This is a genomic window from Pseudomonas sp. LB1P83, from assembly GCF_054897885.1.
The window spans coordinates 576,539-600,538 of sequence record NZ_CM142709.1 but is presented as its reverse complement, the minus strand read 5'-3'; the positions used below and the strand labels follow the sequence as shown (position 1 = coordinate 600,538).

General features: G+C 57.8%; 19 protein-coding genes and 2 tRNA genes. 2 read left to right on the top strand and 19 right to left on the bottom strand.

The window, feature by feature from the left end; genetic code table 11:
* Positions 1-54: 54 nt before the first annotated feature.
* From infB to rlmE, 11 genes are all read right to left on the bottom strand, one after another.
* Positions 55-2,583: a translation initiation factor IF-2 gene (gene infB / locus ACYZTY_RS02595; protein WP_461957184.1), complete on the bottom strand. Its 2,529-nt coding sequence runs from the start codon at positions 2,581-2,583 to the stop codon at positions 55-57.
* A 27-nt stretch (positions 2,584-2,610) separates the two neighbouring features.
* A complete protein-coding gene (gene nusA, locus ACYZTY_RS02590) occupies positions 2,611-4,092 on the bottom strand; it encodes a transcription termination factor NusA (RefSeq protein ID WP_008024459.1) in 1,482 nt (493 codons plus the stop codon).
* 47 nt (positions 4,093-4,139) lie between these two features.
* A complete protein-coding gene (gene rimP, locus ACYZTY_RS02585) occupies positions 4,140-4,598 on the bottom strand; it encodes a ribosome maturation factor RimP (RefSeq protein ID WP_010463487.1) in 459 nt (152 codons plus the stop codon).
* A gap of 138 nt (positions 4,599-4,736) precedes the next feature.
* Positions 4,737-4,813: transfer RNA gene (locus ACYZTY_RS02580), tRNA-Met, on the bottom strand.
* 96 nt (positions 4,814-4,909) lie between these two features.
* Positions 4,910-4,995: transfer RNA gene (locus tag ACYZTY_RS02575), tRNA-Leu, on the bottom strand.
* A 22-nt stretch (positions 4,996-5,017) separates the two neighbouring features.
* Positions 5,018-5,401 (bottom strand): preprotein translocase subunit SecG, encoded by a 384-nt coding sequence (secG, locus tag ACYZTY_RS02570; RefSeq protein ID WP_017336473.1) that lies wholly within the window; start codon positions 5,399-5,401, stop codon positions 5,018-5,020.
* A 4-nt stretch (positions 5,402-5,405) separates the two neighbouring features.
* Positions 5,406-6,161, bottom strand: coding sequence for a triose-phosphate isomerase (tpiA, locus tag ACYZTY_RS02565; protein WP_461957183.1), 756 nt, complete (start codon positions 6,159-6,161; stop codon positions 5,406-5,408).
* Between the two features lie 66 nt (positions 6,162-6,227).
* A complete protein-coding gene (gene glmM / locus ACYZTY_RS02560; RefSeq protein WP_461957182.1) occupies positions 6,228-7,565 on the bottom strand; it encodes a phosphoglucosamine mutase in 1,338 nt (445 codons plus the stop codon).
* Between the two features lie 16 nt (positions 7,566-7,581).
* Positions 7,582-8,433 (bottom strand): dihydropteroate synthase, encoded by an 852-nt coding sequence (gene folP, locus ACYZTY_RS02555; protein ID WP_461957181.1) that lies wholly within the window; start codon positions 8,431-8,433, stop codon positions 7,582-7,584.
* Between the two features lie 8 nt (positions 8,434-8,441).
* Positions 8,442-10,355 (bottom strand): ATP-dependent zinc metalloprotease FtsH, encoded by a 1,914-nt coding sequence (ftsH, locus tag ACYZTY_RS02550; RefSeq protein ID WP_461957180.1) that lies wholly within the window; start codon positions 10,353-10,355, stop codon positions 8,442-8,444.
* A 202-nt stretch (positions 10,356-10,557) separates the two neighbouring features.
* On the bottom strand, positions 10,558-11,187 hold the full coding sequence (gene rlmE / locus ACYZTY_RS02545) for a 23S rRNA (uridine(2552)-2'-O)-methyltransferase RlmE (RefSeq protein ID WP_008005470.1): 630 nt from the start codon (positions 11,185-11,187) through the stop codon (positions 10,558-10,560).
* Positions 11,188-11,292: 105 nt separating this feature from the next.
* Here rlmE and ACYZTY_RS02540 point away from each other — a divergent pair, with 105 nt between their 5' ends.
* Positions 11,293-11,601: a YhbY family RNA-binding protein gene (locus ACYZTY_RS02540; RefSeq protein WP_008005472.1), complete on the top strand. Its 309-nt coding sequence runs from the start codon at positions 11,293-11,295 to the stop codon at positions 11,599-11,601.
* Positions 11,602-11,610: 9 nt separating this feature from the next.
* Here ACYZTY_RS02540 and ACYZTY_RS02535 read toward each other — a convergent pair whose 3' ends face one another.
* The 8 genes from ACYZTY_RS02535 to grpE all read right to left on the bottom strand — a co-directional run bounded on the left by ACYZTY_RS02535 (position 11,611) and on the right by grpE (position 22,075).
* Positions 11,611-12,015, bottom strand: coding sequence for an MFS transporter (locus tag ACYZTY_RS02535; protein WP_461959239.1), 405 nt, complete (start codon positions 12,013-12,015; stop codon positions 11,611-11,613).
* Positions 12,016-12,043: 28 nt separating this feature from the next.
* The gene (greA, locus tag ACYZTY_RS02530) at positions 12,044-12,520 is read right to left on the bottom strand and encodes a transcription elongation factor GreA (protein ID WP_461957179.1); all 477 of its coding nucleotides are present in this window, start codon (positions 12,518-12,520) and stop codon (positions 12,044-12,046) included.
* Positions 12,517-15,738 carry a carbamoyl-phosphate synthase large subunit gene (gene carB, locus ACYZTY_RS02525; protein ID WP_461957178.1) on the bottom strand — a complete coding sequence of 1,074 codons (3,222 nt, stop codon included), beginning with the start codon at positions 15,736-15,738 and terminating at the stop codon, positions 12,517-12,519. Before carB ends, greA begins: the two co-directional genes overlap by 4 nt.
* 120 nt (positions 15,739-15,858) lie before the next feature.
* A complete protein-coding gene (gene carA, locus ACYZTY_RS02520; RefSeq protein WP_461957177.1) occupies positions 15,859-16,995 on the bottom strand; it encodes a glutamine-hydrolyzing carbamoyl-phosphate synthase small subunit in 1,137 nt (378 codons plus the stop codon).
* A gap of 258 nt (positions 16,996-17,253) precedes the next feature.
* A complete protein-coding gene (gene dapB / locus ACYZTY_RS02515; protein ID WP_461957176.1) occupies positions 17,254-18,057 on the bottom strand; it encodes a 4-hydroxy-tetrahydrodipicolinate reductase in 804 nt (267 codons plus the stop codon).
* Positions 18,058-18,067: 10 nt separating this feature from the next.
* On the bottom strand, positions 18,068-19,192 hold the full coding sequence (gene dnaJ, locus ACYZTY_RS02510) for a molecular chaperone DnaJ (RefSeq protein ID WP_109627906.1): 1,125 nt from the start codon (positions 19,190-19,192) through the stop codon (positions 18,068-18,070).
* 297 nt (positions 19,193-19,489) lie between these two features.
* Complete coding sequence (gene dnaK / locus ACYZTY_RS02505; RefSeq protein ID WP_461957175.1) at positions 19,490-21,406, bottom strand: molecular chaperone DnaK; 1,917 nt, start codon at positions 21,404-21,406, stop codon at positions 19,490-19,492.
* 102 nt (positions 21,407-21,508) lie between these two features.
* Positions 21,509-22,075 carry a nucleotide exchange factor GrpE gene (gene grpE / locus ACYZTY_RS02500; protein ID WP_461957174.1) on the bottom strand — a complete coding sequence of 189 codons (567 nt, stop codon included), beginning with the start codon at positions 22,073-22,075 and terminating at the stop codon, positions 21,509-21,511.
* A gap of 239 nt (positions 22,076-22,314) precedes the next feature.
* Between grpE and recN the strand changes: the two genes are divergently transcribed.
* Complete coding sequence (gene recN, locus ACYZTY_RS02495; protein ID WP_461957173.1) at positions 22,315-23,988, top strand: DNA repair protein RecN; 1,674 nt, start codon at positions 22,315-22,317, stop codon at positions 23,986-23,988.
* The last annotated feature ends 12 nt before the right edge of the window (positions 23,989-24,000 follow it).

Genomic DNA, 24,000 nt, shown 5'->3' with positions numbered 1-24,000 from the left:
GCTGTGCCGCGCACTTGCATGCGGCGGCTTGGCGTGGCCCTTGAAGTGCGCGAGTTAGAGGCTGCGAGCAACCTGAACCTTCTCGTAGACTTCGATCTTGTCGCCAGCTTTGACGTCGTTGTAGCTCTTGACGCCAATACCGCATTCCATGCCGGCACGTACTTCGGAAGCGTCATCCTTGAAGCGGCGCAGGGATTCCAGCTCGCCTTCGAAGATAACGATGTCTTCACGCAGTACACGGATTGGACGGTTACGGTGAACAACACCTTCGATAACCATGCAACCGGCGATCGCGCCAAACTTCGGCGAACGGAACACGTCACGCACTTCAGCGGTACCCAGGATGTTCTCGCGAACATCGCTGCCCAGCATACCGGTGAGGGCTTTCTTGACGTCTTCGATGATGTCGTAGATCACGTTGTAGTAACGCATATCCAGACCTTCCTGCTCGACGATCTTGCGAGCGCCAGCATCGGCACGCACGTTGAAGCCGAACAGTACAGCGTTGGAAGCCAGTGCCAGGTTAGCGTCGGACTCGGTGATACCACCGACGCCGCCACCGACAACACGCACTTGCACTTCGTCGTTACCCAAGCCATTCAAGGCGCCGTTCAACGCTTCAAGGGAACCACGGACGTCAGATTTGAGGACGATGTTGAGCGTCTTCTTCTCTGCCTGACCCATGTTTTCGAAGATGTTTTCCAGCTTGCCAGCGTGAGCGCGAGCCAGTTTGACTTCGCGGAACTTGCCTTGACGGAACAGAGCCACTTCACGGGCTTTCTTCTCGTCTGACAGCACGCTCATCTCGTCGCCAGCGTCCGGGGTACCGTCCAGGCCGAGAATCTCGACAGGGATGGATGGACCGGCTTCCTTGATTGGCTTGCCGTTCTCGTCGAGCATGGCACGTACACGGCCATAGTTCGAACCGACCAGCACCATGTCGCCTTGGCGCAGGGTACCGTCTTGAACCAGAACGGTTGCAACCGGGCCACGACCTTTGTCGAGACGCGATTCAACTACAACACCACGGCCTGGAGCCGACGGAGTTGCTTTCAGTTCCAGAACTTCAGCTTGCAGCAGAACAGCTTCGAGCAACTCGTCCACGCCGGTACCGACTTTCGCCGAAACCGATACGAACGGGGTGTCGCCGCCCCACTCTTCCGAGGTCACGCCGTGAACCGACAGTTCGCTACGGATGCGATCGAGATCGGCGCCCGGCTTGTCGATTTTGTTCACAGCAACGACCAGTGGAACACCGGCAGCCTTGGCGTGCTGGACAGCTTCAATGGTCTGCGGCATTACGCCGTCGTCCGCTGCAACGACCAGGATCACGATGTCAGTCGCCTTGGCACCACGGGCACGCATTGCGGTAAACGCAGCGTGACCCGGGGTATCGAGGAAAGTCACCATGCCGCGATCAGTTTCAACGTGGTACGCACCGATGTGCTGGGTGATACCGCCGGCTTCGCCAGCAGCTACCTTGGCACGACGGATGTAGTCGAGCAGCGAGGTCTTACCGTGGTCAACGTGACCCATTACGGTCACAACCGGTGCACGGGAGAACGATTCACCTTCAAACTTCAGGGACTCGGCCAGGGAATCTTCCAGGGCGGTGTCGCTGACCAGGGTCACTTTGTGGCCCAGCTCTTCAGCAACCAGTTGGGCAGTTTCCTGATCCAGTACCTGGTTGATGGTCGCTGGAGTACCCAGTTTGAACATGAACTTGATGATTTCAGCTGCCTTGACCGACATCTGCTGGGCGAGATCGCCAACAGTGATGGTCTCGCCGATCTGCACATCACGCACGACAGGACCGGTTGGGTTCTGGAAACCGTGAGCGTTGCGTTTCTTCAGCTTGGCCTTGCCGCGACCACCACGACGGAAGCCATCGCTTTCTTCGTCGGTAGTACGTGGCGCAACACGTGGAGCAGGCGCTTTTTCCTTGACCGAAGCACGATGTGGAGCGTTTTTGCGCTCACCATCGCCACTGCCACGACGATTGTTATCGTCGGCACGTGGTTTGTCCGGACGGCGCTGTTCGTTCTGCTTGTTGCGAACGTCAGCAGACGGTGCTGGAGCAGCGGCTACAACCGGCGCGCTTTCGCGTACTGGTTCGGCAACTGCAGCAGGCGCTGCAACGGCGTCGTTAGTAGCGGTTTGCGCAGCAGCAGGCTGGCGACGCGCTTCTTCTTCGGCGCGACGCTTGGCTTCTTCTTCAGCCTTCTGACGAGCAGCATTTTCTACTGCGCGACGTTCTTCCAGTTCGCGTTTGCGCTCGGCTTCGATTTCTTCCGGGCTGCGCTGTACGAAGACTTTCTTCTTGCGTACTTCAACGCTGATGCTTTTGCTGCCAGCAACACGCAGGGTGCTGGTGGTTTTGCGCTGCAATGTAATCTTGCGCGGTTCTTCCACTTTCGCCTTGTGGCTGCTCTTCAAGTGAGTCAGCAAAGACTGCTTCTCACTATCGCTCACACCTTCATCGGCGGCGGTGTGCGGCAGACCTGCCTCACGCATCTGCTGCAACAGGCGCTCTACCGGTGTTTTGACCTCATCGGCCAGTTGTTTCACCGTGACTTGCGTCATGCACTTCTCTCCTCAGGCCGCGCCTAATTACTCGAACCAGTGGGCTCGGGCGGCCATGATCAACTTGCCGGCACGATCATCGTCAATGCCGTCGATGTCGAGCAGATCGTCAATAGACTGCTCGGCCAGGTCTTCGCGGGTAATTACGCCGCGCACCGCCAGTTCCATCGCCAAATCCTTGTCCATACCCTCAAGCGAGAGCAGGTCTTCGGCCGGATGGGCGTCTGCCAGCTTTTCCTCAGTAGCGATGGCTTTGGTCAACAAACGATCCTTGGCGCGAGCACGAAGCTCGTTGACGGTTTCTTCGTCAAAGCCGTCGATGTTGAGCATTTCTTCCAACGGTACGTAGGCAATCTCTTCCAGGCTGGTGAAGCCTTCATCTACCAGCACCTGCGCCAGGTCTTCGTCGACTTCCAGCTCGTCGATGAAGTTGCGCAGGATGTCGCCGGTTTCTGCTTGCTGCTTAGCCTGGATGTCCGATTCGGTCATCACGTTCAGGGTCCAGCCAGTCAACTGGCTAGCCAGACGCACGTTCTGACCACCGCGACCGATGGCCTGAGCCAGATTGTCTGCGCCAACGGCGATGTCCATTGCATGGGCATCTTCGTCAACGATAATTGCCGCAACCTCAGCCGGGGACATGGCGTTGATTACGAACTGAGCCGGGTTGTCGTCCCACAGGACGATATCCACACGCTCACCGCCCAACTCACCCGACACTGCCTGGACGCGCGAACCGCGCATACCGATGCAAGCGCCTTGCGGGTCGATGCGTTTGTCTTTCGAACGGACCGCGATCTTGGCGCGCGAACCCGGGTCACGGGACGCAGCCATTACTTCGATCAGGCCTTCAGCGATTTCCGGCACTTCGATGCGGAACAACTCGATCAGCATTTCCGGCGCGGTACGCGACAGGATCAGCTGCGGACCGCGGTTCTCGGTGCGGATTTCCTTGAGCAGCGCACGCAGGCGCACGCCAACCCGGAAGGTTTCGCGAGAGATGATGTCTTCACGAGCCAGCAACGCTTCAGCGTTGTTGCCCAGGTCGACGATCACGTTGTCGCGGGTGACTTTCTTCACGGTGCCGGAGATGATTTCCCCCAGGCGCTCGCGATAGGCGTCAACGACTTGAGCGCGCTCGGCTTCGCGAACTTTCTGCACAATGACTTGCTTGGCAGTCTGTGCAGCGATGCGGCCGAACTCGATGGATTCAATTTTTTCTTCGACTACATCACCAACCTGGGCGCCAGGGTGCGTTTCGGCAACCTTGCTCGGCCAGGTTTCAATGGCCGGATCATCCAGGTCTGCTTCTTCGACGACCGTCCAGCGACGGAATGTCTCGTAAGCACCGGTGTGGCGATTGATTTCCACACGCAGATCGACTTCGTCCTCGAAACGCTTTTTGGTAGCAGTGGCCAGAGCCAGCTCCAGCGCTTCAAAAATTACGTTTGCCGGTACGCCCTTTTCATTGGATACCGACTCAACAACCAGCAGTACTTCTTTGCTCATCGTACGCCTCGCCTTTCGCAAGCCATTGGATCCGCGGGATCCGCGTCTCAGTCAAAACTGGGAATAATGTTGGCCTTGTCGATCATATCGATCGGCAACAGGAACTCGTGGTCTTCTACCTGCACCACGACGTCCTGCTCTTCTACACCGCGCAGAAGGCCCTGAAAGTTGCGTCGTCCTTCAAAAGGCGAGCGCAGCTTGATCTTCACTTGTTCACCGGCAAATTTTGCAAACTGCTCAATAGTGAACAGTGGGCGTTCCATGCCAGGCGAGGAAACTTCAAGGGTGTATTCAACGGCGATTGGATCTTCAACATCCAGGACACCGCTGATCTGACGGCTGACGATGGCACAATCGTCCACCAGCACACCGCCCTCTTTATCAATATAAACGCGCAACATTGAGTGGCGACCTTGAGCCGAAAACTCAATACCCCAGCATTCATAGCCCAGGGCCACGACCACCGGGGCCAACAAGGCCTGCAACTCTTCTAGCTTGCTCGACACCTGAACCCCCTCGTGCATGTATGTGCATGCTATGCAAAATAAAAAAATGGGCGAAACGCCCATCCTTGAAACGCCGTCGAACAGCGGCGTAGAAAGTGTCCAGCTAACAAAAAGCCCCTTAAAAGGGGCTCCTTAAACTGGTTGCGGGGGCCGGATTTGAACCGACGACCTTCGGGTTATGAGCCCGACGAGCTACCAGACTGCTCCACCCCGCGACAAAGCTGGGGCGGAAGTATACGACCGATCCCTGACAGGGTCAATGTAACCTTCCACCTACAAGAAAGCCCGCAACAGCGGGCTCTCCTGATAATTGGTACCGAGAAGGGGACTCGAACCCCTACACCCTATGGGCACAACCACCTCAAGGTTGCGTGTCTACCAATTCCACCACCTCGGCAATACTACGTTTGAAACCCTTCTTACTTTTGCTCTTGAGCTGGAGGCACGTCAGTCGCTGGAGTAGCCGACTTTTGCTCTTGAAGCACCGGGACATCATCAGAAGCCGGTTGTTGCTTTGGAACTTCCAACACTGCCGGGTTTGGCAAACCTACTTGAGTCAGCTGGTGAGCTTTCTCTTTAGCAAAGTAACCTAACCCTAAGCTGGTTATGAAGAAACCGGCGGCAAGTATAGCAGTAAACTTACTAAGAAAGGTAGAGGAACCTTGGCTTCCGAACACAGTATTTGAAGCACCTGCTCCGAAAGACGCGCCAGCATCCGCACCTTTACCCTGCTGCAGCAATACCAGAGCAACTACGCCCAATGCACCCAGCAGATGAAAAACGACTACGACTGTTTCCAGCATTTTTTCAGTTTCCCGCGGCGCGACAAATCGCACCGAACTCATCTGCATTCAGGGAAGCTCCACCAATGAGCCCCCCATCGATATCCGGCATGCCGAACAGTTCGACCGCATTGGCCGCCTTCACGCTGCCGCCGTATAGAAGCCGCACACCTTGTGCGACCTCAGAATTCTCTGCCGCCAACTGCGCGCGAATGGCTGCATGCACATCCTGCGCTTGTTGCGGCGAAGCAGTCAGCCCGGTGCCAATGGCCCAGACCGGCTCGTAAGCAATTACTGCATTTGCAAAGGCACCGACACCCAGCTCCTCTATGATACTGCCTAGCTGACGCCCGACAACCTCAAGAGTTTTACCGGCTTCGCGCTGCTCAAGGGTTTCCCCTATGCACAACACCGGAATCAAGCCACATGCCTGTGCCGCTGCGAACTTGCGAATCAGCGTACCGTCCTGCTCGCCCATAATCTGGCGGCGTTCGGAGTGCCCGACAAGTACCAGGGAACACCCTGCATCCACCAATTGACTCGGCGCGATTTCACCGGTCAGTGCACCTTGCATGGATTCCACCGCAGAATTCTGCGCGCCGACCAAAATCGACTTGCCTTCCAAGCCATCAATCACTTGATTGATATGCAAGCAAGGCGGGAATACCGCTACATCAACACCGCTCGGCAAGGCCAGATGACGAAGGCCATTGATCAGCTCAGCGACGCTGGCGCGGGTACCGTGCATCTTCCAGTTACCAGCTACCATAGGGCGACGCATGCTGTACCTCGTCGGTCAAAGTGGGCGCAGATGTTACCCAACACAATCATGGCTGGCAAGCCGAATTCAGGCAGAAACTTCACTAACCAGTTTTGCCAGCTCTTCGGCGTAACCACGAACCTGCGTTTCGTCCTCGCCTTCGACCATGACCCGCACCAGCGGCTCCGTCCCGGACTTGCGCAACAATACGCGCCCGCGGCCAGCCATAGCCTCGGTGACACGGGCGCTGGCTTCCTTGACCGACGGATGATCGAGCGGACTTGCCCCTCCGCCGAACCGGACATTGATCAGCACCTGAGGGCACTTGCGCAGCGCCTGACGGGCTTGAGCCAGACCTTCCGAGCGAGTTTTGAGCGCCATCAGCACCTGCAACGCAGCGATGATCGCATCACCCGTGGTGGTGTGATTGAAGCAGACGATATGACCGGAATTCTCACCGCCTACCAGCCAGTTGCGCTCCAGCAAGTCAGCGATCACATAACGGTCGCCAACGTTGGCACGCACGAAAGGAATCGACAAATCCGCCAGGGCCAATTCCAGCCCAAGGTTACTCATCAATGTACCGACCACGCCGCCTTGCAGCTTGTCGCGCTCGTGCAGATCGCGGGCGATGATGTACAGCAGCTCGTCGCCATCAACAATGGCGCCAGTGTGGTCGACCATCAAGACACGATCGCCATCACCGTCGAAGGCAATACCCAGATCGGCGTGCTCGGCCAATACGGCAGCCTGCAACTGCCCCATATGGGTCGAACCGCAATTCTCATTGATGTTCAGGCCGTTAGGCTGAGCGGAAAGCACAACGACTTCTGCACCCAGCTCACGGAACACGCTGGGCGCAACCTTGTAGGTCGCGCCGTGCGCGCAGTCGATGACGATCTTCAGGCCGGCGAAGCTGGTACCGGTCGGCACGCTGCTCTTGCAGAACTCGATATAGCGGCCAGAGGCATCATTGATTCGCGACACTTTGCCGATTTTGCTCGACTCAACCACGGTCATCGGGGTATCGAGCAACTCTTCGATCATCAGCTCGACTTCATCCGGCAGCTTGGTGCCCTTTCCGGAGAAGAACTTGATGCCGTTGTCATCGTGAGGATTGTGCGAGGCACTGATCACAATACCGGCTTCAGCATGAAAGGTACGGGTCAGGTAAGCGATCGCCGGAGTCGGCATCGGGCCCAACAGCATCACGTCAGCACCTGCCGACGTCAGCCCAGCCTCGAGCGCGGACTCGAACATGTAGCCGGAGATCCGGGTGTCCTTGCCAACCAGCACCTTGCAGGCGCCCATTTTGCGGAACGCCATGCCCGCAGCCCAACCAAGCTTGAGCATGAAATCAGGAGTAATCGGGTATTCGCCGACCCGACCACGAATACCGTCGGTGCCAAAGTATTTTTTGCTCATAAGCGCTCCATCATTCTTATTCGGCTGATTCCACTGCGGCGATCATCCGCACCACGTCCACTGTTTCGGCTACATCATGGACGCGCAATATACGCGCACCCTTGGTCGAAGCCAGCGCTGCGAGCGCCAGACCGCCAAACAGGCGCTCTCCAACCGGGCGATTCAAGGCCTGACCGATCATGCTCTTCCGCGAAACCCCGACCAACAGGGGCCGCCCCAATGCATGGAGGTCTTCCATATGTTTGAACAAGATTAGATTGTGCTGCAAGGTTTTCGCGAATCCAAAGCCCGGATCAAGAATAATCCGCTCAGACGGGATTCCCACCAACGCACATTGAGCCATGCGCTCGGCGAGAAACTCGCCGACTTCTTTGGTCACGTCCTGATAATGCGGATTGTCCTGCATGTCGCCCGGCTCACCGAGCATGTGCATCAGACATACCGGCAATCCGGTGGCAGCCGCCGCATCCAGGGCGCCGTCTCGACGTAGCGAGCGCACATCATTGATCAAACCTGCTCCCAGCCGTGCGGTTTCGCGCATGACCGCCGGAGTGGAAGTATCGACTGAAATGATCACATCCAATTCGCGATTGATGCGCTCAACGATAGGCGCTACGCGCTCCAGCTCTTCAAGTGGAGAAACCGCCCTCGCACCGGGCCGGGTCGATTCGCCACCGACATCGATCAGCGTTGCGCCCGCCGCCACCATCGACTCGGCATGGCGCAGGGCCGCATCGAGCTGGCTGTATCGGCCGCCATCAGAAAAGGAATCGGGAGTGACATTGAGAATGCCCATGACATGCGTCTGGGCCAAATCAAGAACCCGGTTGCCGCAAGGCAACCGGGTCGAGGACTGAGCAGAAGTCATTTCAAGCCTTATACGTCAGCAGCCGGACCGCCGATCGGTGTTTCAGGACGCTCATCCTGTACTGCCGGAGGTGTCCCGGAAGTACCGGTACCGCCGCCTGACCAGTCGCGTGGTTCGCGAGGCGTACGACCCGCCATGATGTCATCAATCTGATCGGCATCGATCGTTTCGTACTTCATCAAGGCATCGGCCATGGCGTCGAGCTTGTCGCGGTTATCCGTGAGGATCTGCTTGGCCGTGCCATAGCACTGGTCAATGATGCTGCGCACCTCGGAGTCGATCAGCTTGGCTGTCTCGCCGGAGAAGCTTGCGCCCTGACCACCGCCGCCGCGACCGAGGAACACTTCGCCCTCTTCTTCGGCATACATCAACGGCCCGAGTTTTTCCGACAAGCCCCACTTGGTCACCATGTTCCGCGCAATCTGGCTGGCACGCATGATGTCGTTGGAGGCGCCGGTGGTAACACCGTCGAAGCCCAGGGTCATTTCTTCAGCGATACGGCCACCGTACAGCGAGCAGATCTGGCTGATCAGTGCTCGCTTGGACAGGCTGTAGCGATCTTCTTCCGGCAGGAACATGGTCACACCCAGCGCACGACCGCGCGGGATGATCGACACCTTGTAGACCGGATCATGCTCTGGCACGACACGGCCGACGATGGCGTGACCTGCTTCGTGATAAGCGGTGTTCTGCTTCTCTTTCTCGGACATGACCATGGATTTGCGCTCAGCGCCCATCATGATCTTGTCTTTGGCCAGCTCGAATTCTTTCATTTCAACGATGCGCTTGCCGGTACGGGCAGCGAACAACGAAGCCTCGTTCACCAGGTTAGCCAAATCGGCACCGGAGAAGCCAGGCGTACCACGCGCGATCACCGCCGGAGCGACGTCGTCACCCATTGGCACTTTGCGCATGTGAACCTTGAGAATCTGTTCACGACCACGAATATCCGGCAGACCCACCACGACCTGACGGTCGAAACGACCCGGACGCAGCAACGCAGGGTCCAGTACGTCCGGACGGTTGGTTGCAGCGATGACGATGATGCCGTCATTCATTTCAAAGCCGTCCATCTCAACCAGCAATTGGTTGAGTGTCTGCTCGCGCTCATCGTGACCGCCACCCATGCCGGCACCACGGTGGCGACCGACGGCGTCGATTTCATCGATGAAGATGATGCATGGCGCGTGTTTCTTGGCCTGCTCGAACATGTCACGAACACGGCTGGCACCGACACCGACGAACATCTCGACGAAATCGGAACCGGAAATGGTGAAGAATGGCACTTTGGCTTCGCCGGCAATCGCCTTGGCCAGCAAGGTTTTACCGGTACCTGGAGGACCCACCATCAACACGCCGCGTGGAATGCGGCCGCCCAGGCGCTGGAACTTGCCCGGATCACGCAGGAACTCGACCAACTCACCGACTTCTTCCTTGGCTTCGTCGCAACCGGCAACGTCACCCAAGGTGGTTTTCACCTGATCTTCGGAGAGCAGGCGCGCCTTGCTCTTGCCGAAGCTCATCGGTCCGCCCTTGCCACCAGCACCGCCCTGCATCTGCCGCATGAAAAACATGAACACGGCGATGATCACCAGGATCGGGAAGCTTGCAACCAGGAGTTGAGTCCAGATGCTTTGCTGCTCAGGCTGCTTGCCTTCGACCACAACGTGGTTATCCACGAGGTCGCCGATCAGACCGTTGTCCTGGATTGCAGGACGAATGGTCTTGAAGCTGTCGCCATCGTTGCGTTTACCGGTAATCACATAGCCGTCAACTGCTACGCGCTCGACCTTGCCATCCTTGACCTGCTGGATGAAGTCGGAATAGTTGAGGGTCTGCGGCTCGTTAGGGCTGGAGAAGTTGTTCATCACCGTCACCAGGACAGCCGCGATGATCAACCACAGGATCAGATTCTTTGCCATATCGTTCAATTAACTACCCTCTGAAGCAAGCTCCGCTAATGGCGCGCGCTTCGCATGATATTCACCGGCCTAACTTACTACATTACCTACGGCTCTGGCAGGCGCCGTCTGTAACCCTTTGTGAAACACTTTCTACACAATATTCGCTATTTCCCACAGGGCGAAATACGAAAATCCTATCGACCCGCAAAAAAACCTCGATTTACTCACTACGGCCGCGGTAGCCCCAAGCCAGCATGTATTGCTCGCGGGAACTGCCACGGGAAGAGTCCGGCTTGATCATCTGGACCTTGTCGAATTTCTGACGGGCGTCCTTCACGTAAGCATCAAAACCTTCGCCCTGAAACACCTTGATCACGAAATTACCACCCGGCTTGAGTATCCGAGCCGCCAGATCAAGAGCCAGCTCACATAGAAACATGGCTTTTGGCATGTCCACCTCAGGCGTACCACTCATATTGGGGGCCATATCGGAAATCACAAGGTCCACCTGCGAATTACCCACGGCTTCAAGGATCTGAGCGAGCACTTCGTCCTGAGTGAAGTCACCCTGGATGAAAGTCACGTCCGGAATGCTGTCCATTTCCAGGATGTCCGAGGCAATCAGACGCCCCTGACCACCGATCAGCCGACTAGTGACCTGCGACCAGCCGCCGGGCGCCGCTCCCAGGTCGACAACACTCATACCTGGACGGATCAGTTTGTATTTCTCCTGAACCTCCAGAAGTTTATAACTCGCACGCGAGCGGTAACCATCCTTCTGCGCCTGCTTCACATAGGGATCATTGACATGTCTTTGCAGCCACTTAAGGCTTGTCTTGGAACGGGCCACGGGCCACCTCGAAAATAAAACGGGTCGTGATTAACTGGGCGGTCCCGGACTCGCTCGGGTAAACTGGCCGCCGCTTTTTACAAGATCAGACGCAGGGGTCAGATTATGCCGCTCACTCAAGAGCAGAAGAAACAGTACAAATCCATTGGCCACCATCTGAAACCAGTTTTGACTGTGGCTGATAACGGTTTGACTGAAGGTGTGTTAGCCGAACTTGAACGCGCGTTGGCGGATCACGAGCTGATTAAAATCAAGCTCAACATCCTCGATCGCGAGTCACGCCTGGCGAACATTGCAGAACTGTGCAAGGTCGGTAAAGCGGACCTGGTTCAGGTCATCGGCAAGATGGCACTGATTTACCGCAAGAACTTCAGCGTCAACAAGCAGCTGTCGAACGTCCATCGCTTCAAGTGATGGCAAGGGTCAAGGGTGTGCTTCGCGCACCCTGCTACTCCATCCCGGCACCGGTTGCAACACCAGCACCAGCCCGGAAAAGCCCAGAACAAGATAGCTGAACACCTGCCAGCGCACTGCATCCGGCCAACCGACGCGCACCGCGAAAAACATCGCACACGCATACAGCGCCATCAGCAGCAGTTGCCCACGAATATCGCGCCATAGACTGGCAAGGCCCTCGGCCTGAATCAGCACCAAAGCCTGAAAAATCACACACGCTGCGGCGAAACCCGCCATCAGCGCATTCAGCATGCCTGCAATTTCGTCGATCAGCAGCGGCGCCAGACCTATCTGGCCCAGCACCGGCACCAGACCGATGTGTAACAGCCACAGGCCGCCAACCCATAACATCTGAGTCAACTGCCAAAGCATGGCGCCCGCACGAAGCGGGCGCCTTCTTTCAGAGGTGGCGGACTTCGACAATCTCGTACTCGATAACGCCACTCGGCGTTTTCACGGCAACCACGTCTCCCTCTTCCTTGGCGATCAAGGCGCGGGCCAGTGGCGAACCGACCGAAATCTTGCCGAGTTTGAAGTCAGCTTCATCCTCACCCACGATGTGGTAAGTGACGCGCTCATCCGTCTCGACGTTGGCGATTTCAACGGTGGTGCCGAAAATCACTTTGCCGGTGTGAGGAATGGACGTGACGTCGATGATGACCTGATTCTGAATCCGGCCTTCGATGTCACGAATCCGCGCCTCGACCATCCCTTGCTGCTCGCGGGCAGCGTGGTATTCGGCGTTTTCCTTCAAGTCACCCAACTCGCGGGCCGTCCCGATGTCCTGGCTGAGCTTTGGACGGACGACCTTGGTCAGGTGAGCGTGTTCTTCTTCCAGGGCTTTCGCGCCCTGGACGGTCATTGGGTACTTGATCATGCCTTCAATCCTGCGTGTAGATCCTGCAAGCGGCGCACGGTCTTTTCGGGACCGAACTTCAGCGCTTCGCAGATGGCTTCGCCAGCAGCAATGGTGGTGGTGCAGTAGATCTTGTGCTGCAAGGCATTACGACGAATGGAGTACGAGTCAGCGATCGACTGACGACCTTCCGTGGTGTTGATGATCAGGGTGACTTCGTCGTTCTTGATCATGTCGACCACGTGCGGACGACCCTCGGTCACCTTGTTCACGCGACGCACTTTCAGGCCTGCGGCTTCGATCAGCTTGGCAGTACCCGCGGTGGCGACCACTTCGAAACCCAAGTTGATCAGATCACGGGCCACCCCTGCAACCAGTGGCTTGTCGTCGTCACGCACGCTGATGAACGCGGTACCGCCGGTCGGCAGCACTTCGCTGGCGCCCATCTGGGCCTTGGCAAAAGCTTCGCCGAAAGTGTCGCCCACGCCCATCACTTCACCGGTGGACTTCATCTCTGGGCCCAGGATCGGGTCCACGCCAGGGAATTTGGCGAATGGGAACACCGCCTCTTTCACGCTGTAGAAGTTCGGAATGATTTCTTTGGTGAAGCCAATTTCTTTCAGGGTTTTGCCAGCCATGACGCGAGCCGCGATCATTGCCAGAGAAACACCGATGCACTTGGACACGAACGGTACGGTACGGGAAGCGCGCGGGTTGACTTCGATGACGTAGATGTCTTCACCTTGCAGCGCCAACTGAACGTTCATCAGGCCGACAACGCCCAGCTCCAAGGCCATTTTCTTGACCTGTTCGCGCATCTCGTCCTGGATGTGAGCCGGCAGCGAGTATGGCGGCAGGGAGCACGCGGAGTCACCGGAGTGAACGCCAGCCTGCTCGATGTGCTGCATGATCGCGCCGATCACCACGTCGGTGCCGTCGCAGACCGCATCCACGTCCATTTCGATGGCGCAGTTGAGGAAGTGATCGAGCAGCACCGGGCTGTCGTTGGACACTTTCACTGCGTCACGCAGGTAGCGCTTGAGCTCTTCTTCTTCGTAGACGATTTCCATCGCGCGGCCGCCCAGTACGTAGGACGGACGAACCACCAGCGGGTAACCGATCTTGGCGGCGGCACGAATCGCTTCGTCTTCGCTGCGCACGGTGGCGTTTGGCGGCTGACGCAGGTTCAGGCGCTCAACCATTTGCTGGAAGCGCTCACGGTCTTCGGCACGGTCGATGGCGTCAGGGCTGGTGCCGATGATCGGCACGCCGGCTTCTTCCAGGGCGCGAGCCAGCTTCAGCGGGGTCTGGCCGCCGTACTGGACGATCACGCCTTTCGGTTTCTCGACACGGACGATTTCCAGCACGTCTTCCAGGGTCACTGGCTCGAAGTACAGGCGATCGGAGGTGTCGTAGTCGGTGGAAACGGTTTCCGGGTTGCAGTTGACCATGATGGTCTCGTAACCGTCTTCGCGCAGCGCCAGTGCCGCGTGTACGCAGCAGTAGTCGAACTCGATGCCCTGGCCGATACGGTTTGGACCGCCGCCGAGGATCATGATCTTGTCGCGACCCGACGGCGCGGCTTCGCACTCTTCCTCGTAAGTCGAGTACATGTAGGCGGTGTCGGTGGCGAACTCGGCCGCGCAGGTGTCAACGCGCTTGTAGACCGGGAATACTTCGAGCTTGTGACGGTGGCGACGCAGAGCCTTCTCGGTCACGCCCAGCAACTTGGCCAGACGCATGTCGGAGAAGCCTTTGCGCTTGAGCTTGTACATCAAGTCTCGGTCGATACTGGCCAGACCCAGGGTCTTGACCTTCTCTTCGTCCTTGACCAGGTCTTCGATCTGCACCAGGAACCACGGGTCGATCATGTTCATGCCGAAGATGTCTTCGACCGACAGGCCGGCGCGGAAGGCATCAGCCACGTACCAGATACGCTCGGCGCCCGGCACGGTCAGTTCGCGCTTGAGCACGCTCATGCTTTCCGGATTGCTCAGGTCGAGCTTCTCGTCCAGGCCGCAAACACCTACTTCCAGGCCGCGCAAAGCTTTCTGCAGGGATTCCTGGAAGGTCCGGCCGATGGCCATGACTTCACCGACCGACTTCATCTGAGTGGTCAGACGTGCGTCGGCTTTCGGGAATTTCTCGAAGGCGAAGCGTGGCAGCTTGGTGACGACGTAGTCGATCGACGGCTCGAAGGATGCTGGAGTAGCGCCGCCGGTGATTTCGTTCTGCAGCTCGTCCAGGGTGTAGCCGATCGCCAGCTTGGCAGCGATACGCGCAATCGGGAAACCAGTGGCTTTCGAGGCCAGTGCCGAGGAGCGGGATACACGCGGGTTCATCTCGATCACGACCATACGGCCAGTGTCCGGGCAGATGCCGAACTGAACGTTGGAGCCGCCGGTTTCCACGCCGATCTCACGCAGTACCGCCAACGAGGCGTTACGCATGATCTGGTATTCCTTGTCCGTCAGGGTTTGTGCCGGAGCAACAGTGATCGAGTCACCGGTGTGCACGCCCATCGGGTCAAAGTTTTCGATGGAGCAGACGATGATGCAGTTGTCCTTCTTATCGCGGACAACCTCCATCTCGTATTCTTTCCAGCCGATCAGGGATTCGTCGATCAGCAGCTCTTTGGTCGGCGACAGGTCCAGACCGCGAGCACAGATTTCTTCGAACTCTTCACGGTTGTAAGCGATACCGCCGCCGGTGCCGCCCATGGTGAAGGACGGACGGATGATGCACGGGAAGCCAAGCTTCTCGAGGACCACGTTGGCCTCTTCCATGCTGTGGGCGATACCCGAACGCGGGCAATCCAGGCCGATGGATTTCATCGCCTTGTCGAAGCGCGAACGGTCTTCAGCCTTGTCGATGGTGTCAGCGTTGGCGCCGATCATCTCTACGCCGAACTTCTCCAGAACGCCTTCGCGCTCCAGGTCCAGGGCGCAGTTAAGAGCGGTCTGGCCACCCATGGTCGGCAGCAGCGCGTCCGGACGCTCTTTCTCGATGATCTTGGCAACGGTCTGCCACTTGATCGGCTCGATATACGTGGCGTCAGCCATGTCCGGGTCGGTCATGATGGTCGCCGGGTTGGAGTTCACCAGGATGACGCGGTAACCCTCCTCGCGCAGGGCTTTGCAGGCCTGGGCGCCGGAGTAGTCGAATTCGCAGGCCTGGCCGATCACGATCGGGCCAGCGCCGAGAATCAGGATGCTTTTAATGTCTGTACGTTTTGGCATGGGTTTGTCACTCAAATCCGCAGGTCAGTCGGCAAGCCGTCTCGTTCAATCTTTGACGCTTGAGGGGGGCCGCCGGTGTTCGGGACCGCCCCTCAAGCTTTGCAACATCAAGGCGAGCGATTAGCGTCGCTTGGCCATTTCGTTGATGAAGCGATCGAACAATGGCGCTACGTCGTTCGGGCCAGGGCTGGCTTCAGGGTGACCCTGGAAGCTGAAGGCGCTCTTGTCGGTACGCTCGATGCCTTGCAGGGTGCCGTCGAACAGCGATTTGTGGATCGCGCGAACGTTGGCTGGCAGGGTCGCTTCGTCTACCGCAAAACCGTGGTTCTGGCTGGTGATCATCACAACGCCGGTGTCCAGATCCTGGACCGGGTGGTTGGCACCGTGGTGGCCGTGACCCATTTTCAGGGTCTTGGCGCCGGATGCCAGGGCCAGCAGTTGGTGACCGAGGCAGATACCGAATACCGGAATCTCGGTTTCCAGCACGTCTTTGATCGCCTGGATCGCGTAGTCGCAAGGCTCCGGATCACCAGGGCCGTTGGACAGGAATACACCATCCGGCTTCATCGCCAGAACATCGGCGGCTGGCGTTTGAGCCGGCACCACGGTCACGCGGCAACCGCGCTCGACCAGCATGCGCAGGATGTTCAGCTTGACGCCGTAGTCGTAAGCCACCACGTGATATGGCAGCTCGGAGGCTTCGATGGTCGCGTGGCTGTCGGTTTTCAGGTCCCAGACAGTCGAGCGCCACTCGTACTTCTCTTTGGTGCTGACGACTTTCGCCAGGTCCATGCCTTTGAGGCCTGGGAAACCCTGGGCAGCAGCGATGGCGGCTTCTTCGGAGATGTTGTCACCGGCCATGATGCAGCCGTTCTGCGCGCCTTTCTCACGCAGGATGCGCGTCAGGCGGCGAGTGTCGATACCGGCGATTGCCACAACGTTGTTGGCTTTCAGGTAGTCGGACAGGGACATCGTGTTACGCCAGTTGCTCGCAACCAGTGGCAGGTCACGGATGACCAGGCCAGCGGACCATACGCGGTCGGACTCGGCGTCTTCCGGCGTGGTGCCGGTGTTGCCGATGTGCGGGTAAGTCAGGGTAACGATCTGTTGGGCGTAGGAAGGATCGGTAAGGATTTCCTGATAGCCGGTCATGGCGGTGTTGAACACCACCTCACCAACGGTCTGACCGTCGGTTCCAATTGCTTCGCCGCGAAAAATGCTGCCGTCAGCAAGGGCGAGTATGGCTGGCTTAGTCAAGAAGACCTCCCGTAAATAAAGCCTGAAAGGGCGATCGCAGGTGTAAAAAAGCGGAGTGACGTATGGACACGTCACCCCGCTCATTCACTGAATTATTCTGCGCGCTTTTAGTGAACACACTAAAGCTGTAGCTTACAGAAAAAGGCATTTTTGGTCTACCGCCAATGAGCCTTAAAGGCCGGAGAATGCGACAGGACGTCGCTTGGCGGAGTAAAACCGGGCTCAAACCCTGGGTTTGAACCCGATTTCGGGCACTTCTTAACGCAGGTCGAGCACGTCTTGCATGTCGTATAGACCAGGCTCACGACCGTCCAGCCACAAAGCGGCACGTACGGCACCCTTGGCGAAGGTCATGCGACTGGACGCTTTGTGCGTGATTTCGACACGCTCACCATCGGCGGCGAACAGCACGGTGTGATCACCCACGATGTCACCGGCACGCACAGTGGCGAAGCCGATGGTTTCGCGAGCACGGGCACCAGTCTGGCCTTCACGACCGTAAACCGCCACTTTCTTCAGATCACGCCCCAGCGCATCGGCAATCACTTCACCCATGCGAACGGCAGTACCGGACGGCGCATCAACCTTGTGTCGATGGTGGGCTTCAGTGATTTCGATATCGACATCATCACCCAACACGCGAGCAGCGGTGTCGAGCAGTTTCAGGCACAGGTTGACGCCAACACTGAAGTTAGCCGCGAAGACAATCGGAATGTCCTTGCCCGCTTCCACCAGCAACTGCTTCTCTTCAACGCTGAAACCGGTGGTACCGATGATCATCGCCTTGTGATGCTTGCGACAGAACGCGAGGTTTTTCAGGGTCACCGTCGGGTGCGTGAAGTCGATCAGCACGTCGAACTCGTCGACCACGCGATCCAGATCACCCGACAACGGCACACCGATACGACCCAGCGCAGCCAACTCACCGGCATCCGCACCGACCAGCGAGCTGTCCGGACGATCAATGGCAGCCGTCAGGCCCGCGCCCGACTGCTGCTGCACGGCCTCGATCAGGGTTTTGCCCATGCGCCCGGCGGCGCCCATCACTGCAATACGTCGCATGCCTGTCTCCTTACAAATCGCCGAAGAAGCGCTTTACGCCTTCGAACCAACCGGTGGTTTTCGGCGAATGGCTGTTGTCGTCCGCCAGCGAACTGCGGAACTCTTCCAGCAGTTCGCGCTGACGACGACCCAGATTGACCGGAGTTTCGACCGCCACACGGCACATCAAGTCACCGGCACCACCGCCACGCACGGGCGCAACGCCCTTGCCGCGAACACGGAACTGCTTGCCGGTCTGAGTCCCTTCAGGGATTTTCAGTTTGACTCGACCATCAAGGGTCGGAATCTCCAGCTCGCCGCCCAGCGCCGCATCAACAAAGCTGATTGGCACTTCGCAGAACAGGTGCTTGCCGTCACGCTGGAAGATCGCGTGCTCGCGCACATTGATTACCACATACAGGTCGCCCGTCGGACCACCCTGCGCACCCGCCTCGCCTTCGCCGGACAGACGAATGCGATCACCGGTATCAACACCGGCCGGCACTTTCACCGAGAGGGTTTTGTACTCTTCTACGCGACCTTCGCCGTTGCAGGAGTTGCACGGGTCAGAAATGATCTTGCCTTGGCCATGGCAGCGCGGGCAGGTCTGCTGCACCGAGAAGAAACCTTGCTGCATGCGCACCTGGCCGATACCGCCGCACGTCGGGCAGGTTACCGGCGAGGAGCCTTTCTTGGCACCCGAGCCGTCGCACGGCTTGCAGTTGACCAGTGTCGGAACGCGGATATTCACGGTCGTGCCGCGCACCGCTTCTTCCAGATTCAGTTCCAGGGTGTAACGCAAATCGCTGCCGCGCTGAGCGCCGCCACGAGAGCCGCCGCGACCGCCACCGAAGAAGTCACTGAAGACATCACCAAAGATGTCGGAGAAGTTCTGACCACCAAAACCGGCACCGCCGCCACCCATGCTCGGGTCGACGCCGGCATGACCGTACTGGTCGTACGCCGCGCGCTTGCTGGAATCGGACAACACTTCGTAGGCCTCGTTGGCCTCCTTGAACATCTCTTCCGACGCTTTGTCATCGGGATTACGGTCCGGGTGGTGCTTCATCGCCAGGCGGCGGTAGGCCTTTTTCAGGTCAGCTTCGCTTGAGCCGCGCTCAACACCCAATACTTCGTAATAGTCACGCTTTGCCATAAGTCTTTGCACTCTTAAGGACGTTCGGCAAACCTCTCCTGAGCCTCGCCAAACTCGTTGAGCCCCAATACAGGCCCGGACCCAACTCACGTCAATTCAACGATCCTGGTCTTTGATTCAATGCGGTACTTTCGGCTCGAGAAGCAGGAGCATTCCCAGCCATACCAGCAGCATCCGAGCGTTGTCGCATGCTGTAAAAATTCGCTAACTCCAGACACGCCAACGCGGGAGCAAGCTCCCGCGCGGCGACATCCTACCAGTCACCGCCTGAAGGCAGTCAACCGGGCGACCAACAACTTACTTGTGGTCTTTGACTTCTTCGAACTCGGCATCGACAACGTCATCAGCCTTTTCAGCCTTGTCGTCCTGCGGTGCCGCGCCTTCAGCAGGCTGGGCCTGTTCGGCGTACATCTTCTGCGCCACTGGAGCGGAGACTTTCGACAGCTCTTCAACTTTGGCTTCGATTGCAGCCTTGTCGTCGCCTTTGACAGCGGCTTCCAGAGCAACAACAGCCGCTTCGATTGCAGTCTTCTCTTCAGCAGTCACTTTGTCGCCAGCGTCAGCGACCATTTTGCGTGTCGAGTGAACCAGAGCATCACCCTGGTTGCGGGCCGCTGCCAGCGCTTCGAACTTGCTGTCTTCCTCGGCGTTGGCTTCAGCATCGCGAATCATCTGCTGAATTTCTTCCTCGGACAGACCGGAGTTGGCCTTGATCACGATCGACTGAGTCTTGCCGGTGGCCTTGTCTTTGGCGCCTACGTGCAAGATGCCGTTGGCGTCGATGTCGAAAGTCACTTCAATTTGTGGCACGCCACGTGGTGCTGGTGGAATCTCGGCCAGGTCGAACTTGCCCAGGGACTTGTTCTGAGCCGCTTGCTTACGCTCACCTTGCAGTACGTGAATGGTCACGGCGCCCTGGTTGTCGTCGGCAGTCGAGAACACTTGCGATTTCTTGGTAGGAATCGTGGTGTTTTTCTCGATCAGCGCGGTCATCACGCCACCCATGGTTTCGATACCCAGAGTCAGCGGGCTGACGTCGAGCAGCAGAACGTCTTTCACGTCACCCGCCAATACGGCGCCCTGGATAGCAGCACCCATGGCAACGGCTTCGTCCGGGTTCACGTCTTTACGTGCTTCTTTACCGAAGAACTCGGTCACCAGCTTCTGAACCAGTGGCATACGGGTCTGACCGCCAACCAGGATCACGTCGTTGATGGCGCCAACGTCAATGCCGGAGTCTTTCAGCGCGATGCGGCAAGGTTCGATGGTGCGTTGAACCAGGTCTTCTACCAGCGCTTCGAGCTTGGCGCGGGAGATTTTCACGTTCAAGTGCTTAGGACCGGTTGCATCTGCAGTGATGTACGGCAGGTTCACGTCGGTCGACATGCTCGAGGACAGTTCGATCTTGGCTTTTTCAGCGGCTTCTTTCAGGCGCTGCATGGCCAGCGGGTCACCCTTGAGGTTCATGCCGCTTTCTTTCTTGAATTCGTCGACGAGGTAGTCGATCAGACGAATGTCAAAGTCTTCACCGCCCAGGAACGTGTCGCCGTTGGTGGCCAATACTTCGAACTGGTGCTCGCCATCGACTTCAGCGATTTCGATCACGGAAACGTCGAAAGTACCGCCGCCCAAGTCGTAAACGATCACGGTGTGATCGCCCTTCGCCTTGTCCATACCGTAAGCCAGAGCGGCTGCGGTTGGTTCGTTGATGATGCGTTTTACGTCCAGACCCGCAATACGGCCGGCGTCTTTGGTGGCTTGACGCTGGCTGTCGTTGAAGTAGGCCGGAACGGTGATCACCGCTTCAGTCACTGGCTCGCCGAGGTAGTCTTCGGCGGTCTTCTTCATTTTCTTCAGAATTTCAGCCGAGATCTGTGGCGGCGACATTTTCTGGCCGTTCACTTCTACCCACGCGTCGCCGTTGTCAGCCTTGGCGATTTTGTAAGGCACCATCTTGATGTCTTTCTGTACGACTTCTTCGTCGAACTTACGACCGATCAGACGCTTCACCGCGTACAGGGTGTTATGCGGATTGGTCACAGCCTGACGCTTGGCCGATTGGCCTACGAGGATTTCGCCATCGTTGGCGTAAGCGATGATCGACGGCGTGGTGCGCGCGCCTTCAGCGTTTTCAATAACTTTGGCTTTGCCGTTTTCCATCACGGAGACGCAGGAGTTGGTAGTCCCCAGGTCGATACCGATAATTTTGCCCATGTTCACTCTCCCGAAACTTTGGATTTGGTTGCCGCAGCAGTGGTGGCTAACTGCGGTAGCACTTAAACGCTTGACTTATAAATGGGGGCCTTGCGGCCAATTTCAAGCCTGCTCGTCAATCGAAGGCGAAACTGGCGACACAGCCTTGCTGACCACGACCATGGCCGGGCGCAGCAGGCGTCCATTGAGCTGGTAGCCCTTCTGGAACACCTTAAGCACGCTGTTCGGCTCAACGTCGGCGCTTTCCTGCATGGCCATCGCCTGATGCAGAACGGCGTTGAACGGTTCGCCATGCGGATCGATTGCTTCCAGCTGATAACGCTTCAGGGTGTCCTGGAACATTTTCAGGGTCAGCTCGATGCCTTCACGCATTGGGCGGATGCTTTCGTCATCCGGGTTGGACAACTCCAGACCACGCTCCAGGCTGTCGATGATCGGCAACAAATCGCCAGCAAATTTTTCCAGGGCGAATTTGTGAGCTTTTTCTACATCCTGCTCGGCGCGACGGCGGACGTTCTGCAGATCAGCTGCTACACGCAAAGCCTGATCATGAGCGCCAGCCAATTGCTCTTCGAGCACTTGTACACGAGCCGCCAGTTCATCACCCGAATTCTGGGCAGCCTGATCGGCGTCTAGATTTTGCGTATCCACTGTCTGTTCGTCAGCCATAGAATTCTCCTTTCAATAACGTCCGCGAGCTCAACTCGCGCTTCTGTCCCGGTATATGGGGCCGCAAAAATCAGCTTCAAGGGGTGGGTTACGATTACCCCTACAAAAAACGCTGCATTACGATACTCGACGGACCAGGCATTTCGTCAGATCGAGCAAATCGAGCTAAGCGAGGGCATTGTCAGCCACAAATAAAACACTGTATAAATAACCAGACCTAAAGCCTGGGAGCGGCCTTTATGCTGGTGCACCTGTCCGTACATAACTACGCCATCGTTGAACATCTCGATCTCGAGCTCGATCGCGGGATGAGCGTGATAACCGGGGAAACCGGCGCCGGCAAATCGATCATGCTCGACGCCCTCGGCCTGACCCTGGGCGATCGCGCCGACAGCGGCGTGGTTCGCCCCGGCGCCGACAAGGCCGATATCCTGGCGACTTTCGATCTGATCGACATACCCGAAGCCAGCGCCTGGCTGGCAGAGCGCGACCTGGAGAGCGATGGCCCGTGCATCCTGCGTCGGGTGATCACCGCGGAAGGACGCTCGCGCGGCTATATCAACGGCACACCCTGCCCGCTCGGCGATCTCAAAGCCCTCGGTGAGTTGCTGATCGATATCCACAGCCAGCACGAACACCAATCCCTGCTGAAGACCGACACTCACCGCCGCCTGCTCGACGAATACGCCGGCGCCACCGACCTTGCCCGCCAAGTGCAACTGGCCGCGCAACGCTGGCGCCAGACTCGTCAGGAGCTGGAGCGCCTCTCCAACTCCGGCGACGAACAACGTGCTCGCCATCAATTGCTCAGCTATCAACTCGAAGAGCTGGAAAACCTCGGCCTCGGCGAAAACGAGCTGGAGCAACTGGAACAGGAACACAAGAACCTCACCAACGCCGAAACCCTGCTGGGCATTTGCCGGCAAGTGGTCGAGCAATGCAGCGAAAGTGATTCCGGGAATGTCCTGAACGCCCTGACCGCCAGCCTCAACCGTCTTTCGAGCGTCAACAATTCGATCGGCGCGCTGGGTGAAGCCAGCAGCCTGTTGACCAGCGCACAGATACAGGTTGAAGAAGCCGTGGGCGAACTGAACCGCTTCCTCGACAATTTCGACGCTGATCCGGCGCGACTTCAGTACCTGGAAGAACGCCTGGATGCGATCTACACCATGGCGCGCAAGCACCGCATCCAGCCGACCGAGGTCGCAGAGATGCAGCAGCGTTTGCTAGATGAAATCGAGACCCTGAACGCCAACGACGAGTCCATCGAGCGACTGAGCGATGAGCTGGCTTCGTATGCCCGTCATTATCAGGAGAAGGCTCGCGAACTGAGCGACCTGCGTCATCAAGCCTCGAACAGCCTGGCCAGTGCCGTGGAGCAGGAAATCCAGCGACTGGGCATGCCCGGTGGGCGCTTCACTATCGAATTACGCCCCAACAGCTGTGATGAACTGCTGCCCAATGGACTTGAACAGGTGGAACTGCTCGTCAGCGCCAACCCTGGACAACCATTGAAAGCCTTGGCCAAAGTGGCCTCGGGCGGCGAGCTGTCACGGATCAGCCTGGCTATTCAGGTGATCACCGCACAGACTTCGCGCGTCCCGACGTTGGTATTCGATGAAGTGGACGTGGGCATTGGCGGCCCGACTGCGGAGATCGTTGGCCAGTTGCTGCGTCGACTCGGCGAACGCGGACAAGTACTGACCGTGACGCACTTGCCGCAAGTGGCCGCGCAGGGTCATCAACATCTATTTGTGCACAAGGTGCGCGGCGAAGAGGCGACCCACACCGCTGTTTCCAAGCTGAGCAAGAATGATCGCGTCGAAGAAGTGGCGCGAATGCTCGGCGGCATCGACCTGACCAAGGAATCACTGGCTCACGCGAAAAAAATGGTCGTCACCGCAAAAATTTAAGAACGGCAGACA